The organism is Kitasatospora sp. NPDC004799 (assembly GCF_040609095.1).
Classification (GTDB): Bacteria; Actinomycetota; Actinomycetes; order Streptomycetales; family Streptomycetaceae; genus Kitasatospora.
This window is the reverse complement of sequence record NZ_JBEXJK010000704.1, coordinates 1-2,188: the sequence shown is the minus strand read 5'-3', so window position 1 is coordinate 2,188 and position 2,188 is coordinate 1. Positions and strand designations below refer to the sequence as shown.

Annotated in this window: 1 protein-coding gene; it reads left to right on the top strand. The window is 73.9% G+C overall.

The genetic code is table 11. The features are described 5' to 3' along the window. The coding region (locus tag ABZW03_RS40090; RefSeq protein WP_355269712.1) for a type I polyketide synthase at nt 1–2,188 on the top strand (2,188 nt) is incomplete at both ends.

Here is a 2,188-nt window from a genome sequence, read left to right as displayed (position 1 = left end):
GAGGGGTTGTTCCATCCGGACGCTGATCATCCCGGGACGTCGTACACGCGGTCGGGCGGTTTCCTGGCGGACGCGGCGGGGTTCGATGCCGAGTTCTTCGGGATCTCGCCGCGTGAGGCGCTCGCCATGGACCCGCAGCAGCGGGTGCTGCTGGAGACGGCGTGGGAGACGCTGGAGGACGCGGGGATCGATCCGACGTCCTTGCGGGGCAGCCAGACGGGGGTGTTCACCGGCATCTGGTCCTCCGGCTACGGCGACCAGGCACCCGCCGACGCCGAGGGCTACCTCGGTACGGGCGCCGCGACCAGCGTGACCTCCGGCCGGATCGCCTACCTGCTGGGGCTGGAGGGCGCGGCGGTCTCGCTGGACACCGCCTGCTCGTCCTCGCTGGTGGCGATCCACCTGGCGGCGCAGGCGCTGCGGGCGGGGGAGTGCACCCTCGCCCTGGCCGGCGGGGTGACCGTGATGGCCAACCCGCTGGGGTTCACGGAGTTCTCGCGCCAGCGTGCCCTGGCTCCCGACGGCCGGGTGAAGGCGTTCGCCGAGGCGGCCGACGGGACGGCCTGGGGTGAGGGCGCGGGGCTGGTGCTGCTGGAGCGGTTGTCGGACGCCCGGCGGAACGGTCACCGGGTGCTGGCGGTGGTGCGGGGTTCGGCGGTGAACCAGGACGGCACCTCCAACGGCCTCGGCGCGCCGAACGGTCCCTCGCAGGAGCGGGTGATCCGTCAGGCGCTGGCGAACGCGGGACTGTCGACGGCGGACGTGGACGCGGTGGAGGCGCACGGCACGGGGACGACGCTCGGTGACCCCATCGAGGCGCAGGCGCTGCTGGCGACCTACGGCCAGGGGCGGGTGGAGCCGTTGTGGCTGGGGTCGGTGAAGTCCAACATCGGCCACACCCAGGCGGCGGCCGGTGTGGCGGGCGTGATCAAGATGATCATGGCGATGCGGCACGGGCAGTTGCCGCCGACGCTGCACGTCGACGCGCCGACCTCGCACGTCGACTGGGAGTCCGGAAACATCCGGCTGCTCACCGAGACCCGGCCCTGGCCCGACAACGGCCGCCTGCGCCGCGCGGGCATCTCGGCGTTCGGCATCAGCGGGACGAACGCGCACGTGGTGATCGAGGCGGCCGCCGAGGAGCCGGCCGGGGTTCCGGCAGGGTCCGCGGGCGGGGTGGTGCCGTGGGTGCTGTCGGCCAGGTCCGAGGCGGCGTTGCGGGAGCAGGCGCGCCGGCTGGTCGACTTCACCGCCGGGCATCCGGAGGTGAGTCCGGCGGCGATCGGGGGCGCGCTGGCCGCCCGCGCCGTGTTCGAGCACCGGGCGGTGCTGAGCGGTGTGGAGGCCTTGGAGGCCCTGGCGGAGGGCCGGTCGGTGCCGGGGTCGGTCACCGGGACGGCCCGTCCGCTGGGCCGGTCGGTGTTCGTGTTCCCGGGGCAGGGTGCTCAGTGGGTGGGCATGGGCCGGGACCTGTACGAGCAGTCCGAGGTCTTCCGCGCCGGCATCGACGCGTGCGATGCGGCGCTGGCGCCGTACACGGACTGGTCGTTGGTGGAGGTGCTGACCGGCGGTGGGTCGCTGGAGCGGGTGGACGTGGTGCAGCCCGCGCTGTTCGCGGTGATGGTGGCGCTGGCCGAGGTGTGGCGGGCGCACGGTGTGGAGCCCGATGCGGTGGTCGGGCATTCGCAGGGGGAGATCGCGGCGGCGTACGTGGCCGGTGCGTTGTCGTTGGAGGACGCCGCGAAGGTGGTCGCCCTGCGCAGCCGGGCGCTGGTCGCGCTGGCGGGTCAGGGCGGGATGGTGTCGGTCGGTCTCGGGCACGAGCGGGCCGTCGAGTTCGTGGCCCGCTGGGACGGCCGGCTGACCGTGGCCGTGGTCAACGCCCCCGGTTCGGTCGTCGTGTCGGGCGACCTGGACGCGCTGGACGAACTGCTGGCCGCCTGCGAGGCCGAGGGCATCCGCGCCCGCCGCCTGCCCGTGAACTACGCGGCGCACTCGGCGCAGGTCGAGGCGATCCGCGAGCAGCTGCTCACCGAACTGGCCGGCATCACGCCGCGCCCGGCGGCGATCCCGTTCCACTCCACGGTGACCGGCGAGGAGCTCGACACCTCCGCCCTCGACGCCGACTACTGGTACCGCAACCTCCGCGAACCCGTGCTCTTCGACCAGGCCACCCGGCTGCTGCTCG